The organism is Brevundimonas sp., assembly GCF_035998205.1.
Classification (GTDB): domain Bacteria; phylum Pseudomonadota; class Alphaproteobacteria; order Caulobacterales; family Caulobacteraceae; genus Brevundimonas.
On record NZ_DASYHT010000004.1, the window covers coordinates 883423 to 889422 of the forward strand.

5 protein-coding genes and 2 tRNA genes are annotated in these 6000 nt (G+C 71.1%); 6 read left to right on the top strand and 1 reads right to left on the bottom strand.

Annotated features, from left to right (window positions below; all coding sequences use genetic code 11):
• Nucleotides 1-39 precede the first annotated feature (39 nt).
• Genes VGN74_RS07195 through VGN74_RS07205 form a run of 3 tightly spaced genes read left to right on the top strand, consistent with a single transcriptional unit; the run spans nt 40 to nt 4544 of the window.
• Nucleotides 40-786 carry a DnaA ATPase domain-containing protein gene (locus VGN74_RS07195; protein ID WP_327446665.1) on the top strand — a complete coding sequence of 249 codons (747 nt, stop codon included), beginning with the start codon at nt 40-42 and terminating at the stop codon, nt 784-786.
• 51 nt (nt 787-837) lie between these two features.
• A complete protein-coding gene (locus tag VGN74_RS07200; protein WP_327446666.1) occupies nt 838-3051 on the top strand; it encodes an RNA degradosome polyphosphate kinase in 2214 nt (737 codons plus the stop codon).
• Nucleotides 3048-4544 (top strand): Ppx/GppA phosphatase family protein, encoded by a 1497-nt coding sequence (locus VGN74_RS07205; protein WP_327446667.1) that lies wholly within the window; start codon nt 3048-3050, stop codon nt 4542-4544. Before VGN74_RS07200 ends, VGN74_RS07205 begins: the two co-directional genes overlap by 4 nt.
• Here the strand turns inward: VGN74_RS07205 and rlmB are convergent.
• Entirely contained in the window at nt 4541-5431 is an 891-nt protein-coding gene (rlmB, locus tag VGN74_RS07210; RefSeq protein ID WP_327446668.1) for a 23S rRNA (guanosine(2251)-2'-O)-methyltransferase RlmB, read from the bottom strand. The genes VGN74_RS07205 and rlmB overlap by 4 nt on opposite strands.
• Nucleotides 5432-5576: 145 nt before the next feature.
• On the opposite strand from rlmB, the gene VGN74_RS07215 reads away from it, so the two are divergent.
• From VGN74_RS07215 to VGN74_RS07225, 3 genes are all read left to right on the top strand, one after another.
• Nucleotides 5577-5660: transfer RNA gene (locus VGN74_RS07215), tRNA-Tyr, on the top strand.
• A 77-nt stretch (nt 5661-5737) separates the two neighbouring features.
• A tRNA-Gly gene (locus VGN74_RS07220) sits at nt 5738-5811 on the top strand.
• A gap of 48 nt (nt 5812-5859) precedes the next feature.
• On the top strand, nt 5860-6000 hold a 141-nt coding region (locus VGN74_RS07225), incomplete at its 3' end, for a GTP-binding protein (protein ID WP_240007774.1).

The following is a 6000-nucleotide window of genomic DNA, read 5'->3' on the forward strand; positions in this document are numbered from 1 at the left end:
ACCCTCTGGTAAAGGTAGGGAATGGCAGACCCGGGCGTCATGTCGCAACTGAAGCTGCCGCTCCCGCTGGAGCCGGCGGTCGAGGGGCCGTTCATCCTGTCCGACTGCAACCGGACGGCCGCAACGGCGCTTGCCGCGTGGCCTGCCAGCGATCCGCGCGGCGACGAGCGGGTGCTGGCGCTGGCGGGTCCGGCCGGCGCGGGCAAGAGCCGGCTGGCCGCCGCATGGGCCGAGCGCGTCGGGGCGGTCGCCGCCCATGGCGCCGAGGCCGCGCTGATCGATCCGCTCGAGCTTGAGGGCCGCCCGCTGCTCATCGACCGCGCCGCCGAAGCCGACGACGAGAGCCTGTTCCACCTCATCAACCTGGCCCAGTCCGGCGGCGGGGCCCTGCTGCTGGTGTGCCGGGCCGAACCCCGGAAGTGGGAGGTCGCCCTGCCGGACCTGCGCTCCCGGCTCGACGCGGTGCGTGTGCTGAGGATCGAGGCGCCGGACGACGAGATCCTGGCCGCCATGCTGCGGGCCCGGCTGGCCGAGCGCCACATGGCCTTTCCGGACGAGGTCATCTCCTATCTGGTGCGCCGGATCAGCCGCTCGCCCGAGGCGGCGGAGGAAATCGCCGCGCGCCTCGACGCCCTCGACCGCCCGCCGACCCGCGCCGCCGCACGCGAGGCCCTTCGCGGTCTCGCCGACCCCGAGGTCGCGGCATGGTCGTCCCGCGAACCGGCCGGCCCCGACGCGGCCTCCGAGAGCTGCGACCGGACCTGCTGCCGCGCCGCCAAGGGCTGATGCGGCGTTCCCTGACTTGCAGCTGTCGCCAAGCCGCCCCACAACCGGGTCATGAGCGACACCGCCATCACTGACGCCTCGACCGGGGCCGCCGTGCCCGCCTCGCGCGCGCCGCGGCTCGCGCTGGATCCCGAGCTGTCGACCGCCCCCGAGCGCTTCTTCAACCGCGAACTGTCGTGGCTGCTGTTCAATGCCCGGGTGCTCGAGGAGGCGGCCAACCCGGCCCATCCCCTGCTGGAGCGGGTGCGCTTCCTGTCGATCTCGGCCAACAACCTCGACGAATTCTACATGACCCGGGTCGCCGGCCTGAAGGGGCAGGTGCGCGAGCACGTCCGGGTCGTCTCGGCCGACGGGCTGACCCCGGAGGAAACGCTGGTCCGCGTCAACCGCGCCGCCGGCGAGCTGATGACGGAACAGCAGAAGCGCTGGCGGGCCTTGCGCCGCGAGATGACCGAGGCCGGCATCGAGGTGGTCGAGGCGGCGCGGCTGTCGAAGGCCGAGCGGGACCGGCTGGAGCCGGAGTTCCTGTCGCAGCTGTTCGCCGTCCTGACGCCGCTGGCGATCGACCCGGCCCATCCCTTCCCCTTCCTGCCCAACCTCGGCTTCACCCTCGCGCTGAGGATGAAGCGCAACCGGGACGGCCGGCGCTTCTACGCCCTGGTGCCGGTGCCGACCCAGGTGCGGCGCTTCTGGGAGCTGCCCGCCGGTCCGCGGGCCACGCGGCCCCGGCGCCGCTTCATCCCGCTGGAGCAGCTGCTGCTGCTGTTCATCGACCATCTGTTTCCCGGCTGCGAGGTCGAGGAGACCGGGGTGCTGCGCCTCATCCGCGACTCGGACATCGAAATCGAGGAAGAGGCCGAGGATCTGGTCATGGAGTTCGAGGAGGCGCTGAAGCAGCGCCGTCTCGGCTCGGTCGTGCGGGTCAAGATCGAGGCCGGCATGCCGGAGGACCTGCGAAACTTCATCGTGGGTGAACTGAAGGCCGCGCCCGAGGATGTGGTGCTCGTCGACGGCATGCTGGGCCTCGCCCAGCTGAGCGAGCTGATCGCCTACGGCCGCCCGGAGCTGAAGTTTCCCGGCTATGAACCGCGCTATCCCGAACGGGTGCGCGACCAGGGCGGCGATGTCTTCGCCGCGGTGCGCGAGAAGGACATCCTGATCCACCACCCGTTCGAGAGCTTCGACGTGGTGGTGCAGTTCCTGCGTCAGGCGGCGCGGGACCCGAACGTCATCGCCATCAAGCAGACGCTCTACCGCACCTCCAAGGACAGTCCGATCGTCGCCGCGCTGATCGAGGCGGCGGAGAACGGCAAGAACGTCACGGCGCTGGTCGAGCTGAAGGCGCGCTTCGATGAGGAAGCGAACCTGCGCTGGGCCCGGGCCATGGAGCGGGCCGGCGTCCACGTCGTGTTCGGCTTCGTCGAATACAAGACCCACGCCAAGCTGAGCATCGTGGTCCGGCGCGAGGGCGAGGCGCTGAAGACCTACTGCCACTTCGGCACCGGCAACTATCACCCGATCACCGCCCGCATCTACACGGACCTGTCGCTGTTCTCGTCGGATCCGGTTCTCGCCCGGGACGCCACCCGGGTGTTCAACTACATCACCGGCTACGCCACGCCCGACGAGATGGAAGCGCTGGTGGTCAGTCCGCTGAGCATGAAGACAAAGCTGCTGGCGCTAATCGAGGCCGAGATGGCCGCCGCCGCCAAAGGGCTGCCGGCGGCGATCTGGGCCAAGCTCAACGCCCTCGTCGACTCCGACATCATCGACGCCCTGTATCGCGCCAGTCAGGCCGGCGTGCGCATCGAGCTGGTGGTGCGCGGCATCTGCTGCCTGCGCCCGGGCGTGAAGGGACTGAGCGAGAACATCCGGGTCAAGTCGATCATCGGCCGCTTCCTCGAGCACAGCCGGGTGGTCTGTTTCGCCAATGGCCGCGACCTGCCCCACGACAAGGCGAAGGTGTTCATCTCCTCGGCCGACTGGATGACCCGCAACCTTGAGCGTCGGGTCGAGGTCATGACCCCGGTGACCAACCCGACGGTGCACGACCAGGTGCTGGACCAGATCATGGTCGCCAACCTCAAGGACGATGTGCAGAGCTGGGAGCTCAGACCGGACGGGACCTACGTCCGTCTCACCCCGGACTCGAAAAAACCTTTCTCGGCGCACCGCTATTTCATGACCAATCCGAGCCTGTCGGGACGCGGCCGCAAGGTGAAGACCCTGCCCGGCCGCCTGCGCTACGAGCGGCCCGCGTCGTGATCGTCGATCCGGGGGCGTCGCCGCGCGAGGTCGCGGTCATCGATATCGGCTCAAACTCGGTGCGTCTCGTGCTGTACCGGGTGGAGGGCCGCGCGGTCTGGACAGTGTTCAACGAGAAGGTGCTGGCCGGCCTGGGCCGGGACGTCCGGGCGAGCGGCCATCTGTCCGCCGAGGGCGTCGGCGTCGCCATGACCGCCCTGCGCCGCTTCGCGGCCGTGCTCGAAGGCGTCGCCCCGGAGGCCGCGCTGGTGGCGGCGACGGCGGCCGTCCGCGACGCCGGGGACGGCCAGACCTTCTGCGATACGGTGGCGGCGGTCACGGGCCTGAAGGTGCGCGTCCTGTCCGGCCCGGAAGAGGCCCGGTACGCCGCCCTGGGCGCCCTGGCCGGGGCGCCGGACGCGATGGGCGTGGTCGCCGACATGGGCGGGGCCTCGCTGGAGCTGGTCCGTGTCGCCGGCGGCCGGATCGGCGACGGCGTCACCCTGGCGCTCGGCCCCTTCGCCCTGGCCCAGGGCGAAGGCTTTGACGCCGACCGGCTGCGCCAGACCGTGGCGGAGCGGCTGAAGCCGGCCGCCGCGCCGTTTGCGACCGATGAGCTCTATGCCGTCGGGGGCGCATGGCGCAGCCTGGCCCAGGTGCACATGGCCCTGGGCGACTACCCGCTCCGGGTCGTGCACCAGTACGCCATGAACGCCGCCGACGCCCTCGACGTGGCGCGCTTGGTGGCGCGCCAGTCCCGCGCGTCGCTGGACAAGCTGCCCGGAGTGTCGCGCAAGCGGGCGGAGACCCTGCCCTACGCCGCCCTCGCCCTTGAGGGGCTGATCGAGCAACTGGGGCTGAAGCGGATCAATTTCTCCGCCTGGGGCCTGCGCGAGGGCCTGTTGTTCGAACACCTGGGCGAGAGCAACGCGGATCCCTTGCTGGCGGGCTGCGCCGCGCTCGGGGCCCGTCAGGGCGTATCGCCCCATCTGCCCGCCGCCCTCGAGGCGTGGATCACGCCGGTCACGGCAGCCCTGCCGCCCCTGTTCGGGGCCGCCCGCGACGCTGTGCTGACCGCCGCCGCCTGCCGGCTGGCGGATCTCGGGGCGCGACTGCACCCGGATCACCGGGTCGACCTGGTGTTTGACCAGGTGCTGCGCAGTCCGATTCCAGGCCAGACCCACCCGGAGCGGGCCTATCTGGCGGCGGTGCTCAACGGGCGCTACGGCGGGCCGGAGGCGACGCCGGAGCCGGCGCTCGTGGCCCGTCTGCTGGACGATGCGGGCCGGCGTCGGGCGCGGGCCCTGGGGCAGGCCCTGCGACTCGCCTGCGACCTGTCCGGGCGCTCGCCCCAGCTTCTGGCCAATGCCAGCCTCAGCCTCGACGCAGAGCGGCTGCGCCTGACCGCTTCGCCGGAGTACGCCGACCTGCTGCTGGGCGAACAGACCCGGCGTCGGGCCAAGGCGCTGGCCGAAACCCTCGGCCTGCGCCTGATGCTGGACGGCGCGAGCTAGGGCCTTTCGCCCTGCTTGCGGGAGGCCTCGTAGAGCGCCACCGCCGCGGCGTTGGAGACATTCAGGCTCTCGAAGCCGCCGGGCATGGGAATGCGCGCAAGGGCGTCGCAGTGCTCGGCCACGAGGCGCCGCAGCCCTTCCCCTTCCGAGCCCATGACCAGCACCGTCGGCCGGGCGTCCAGCGCCTCGTCGAGGGTCGCCTCCGCGCCGCCGTCAAGGCCCACAGCCCGCCAGCCCAGGTCCGCGAGGGCCTCCAGCGCCCGGCTCAGATTGACCACCCGGGCGCAGGGCAAACGCTCGGTCGCCCCCGCCGCCGCCTTGGCCAGCGCCCCGGCGAGCGCCGGCGAGTGGCGATCCTGCACGATGACGCCCCGCGCCCCGAACGCCAGCGCCGAGCGGAAGATGGCCCCCACGTTCTGCGGATCGGTCAGCTGGTCCAGCATGACGATCACCCCCTCCGCCGGCTCGGCCAGCGCCTCGAGCGCGACGCCCTCCAGCGGGGCCACCTTGAAGGCCAGGCCCTGGTGCACCGCGCCGGGGGGGAGCATGCGGTCGAGGTCGCGCGCCTCGATCCGCTCGACCTCGCGCCCCTGCAACAGACCGTCGCGCGCCAGCTCCTCGGCCCGGTCCGGCGTGGCGAACAGGCGACCGCGGCCCTGCCGGGCGGGATTCGCCAGCGCCGCCAGCACCGGGTGCCGGCCCCACAGGACCTGGTCCGGATCCAGCCGTCCGCGCGCCCCGCGCGGCGCAGCGCCGCCGCTGGCCTGTACCGCCGGAGACCAAGCCTGACCGGGGCCGGAAGCCCGGCCGCGCGGGCCTTCCGAAGCCGGTTTCCGGGGCGGCTTTTTCCCGCTTTTCCGGTCGTTGCGTTCGCGGTTCGACGACACTATAAGACGCGCTCCGATTTGGGGCCCTAGGGCTTTCGGGTCTGGCGCTCCCTCTATCCCAGGCGTTGCCGGATCACGAAGACCTTTGTGCGGAAACGCCTTTCGAGGTGTCTCCGACGGGCCCTGACCGGTTCGAAACCCGTGCGGGGGAATGTCCCGAGCGGCAAAGGGGGCGGACTGTAAATCCGCTGCGTAAGCTTCGCAGGTTCGAGTCCTGCTTCCCCCACCACCGGTTTCGACACAGGTCAGGGCGAGGCGCCGGGTCGGACCGACGCGGCCCTCCGCTGGAGGTTCCGCGCCGTTCGCGCGGGTATAGCACAATGGTAGTGCAGCAGCCTTCCAAGCTGAGGATGTCGGTTCGATCCCGTCTACCCGCTCCATTCACCCTTTGACGAACAACCCGCCTTCGGCGGTCAGGAGTTTTGGCCATGGCCAAGGAAAAGTTCGAACGCACGAAGCCGCACTGCAACATCGGCACGATTGGTCACGTTGACCACGGCAAGACGACGCTGACGGCGGCGATCACGATGACGCTGGCGAAGGCGGGCGGCGCCAAGGCGATGGCCTAT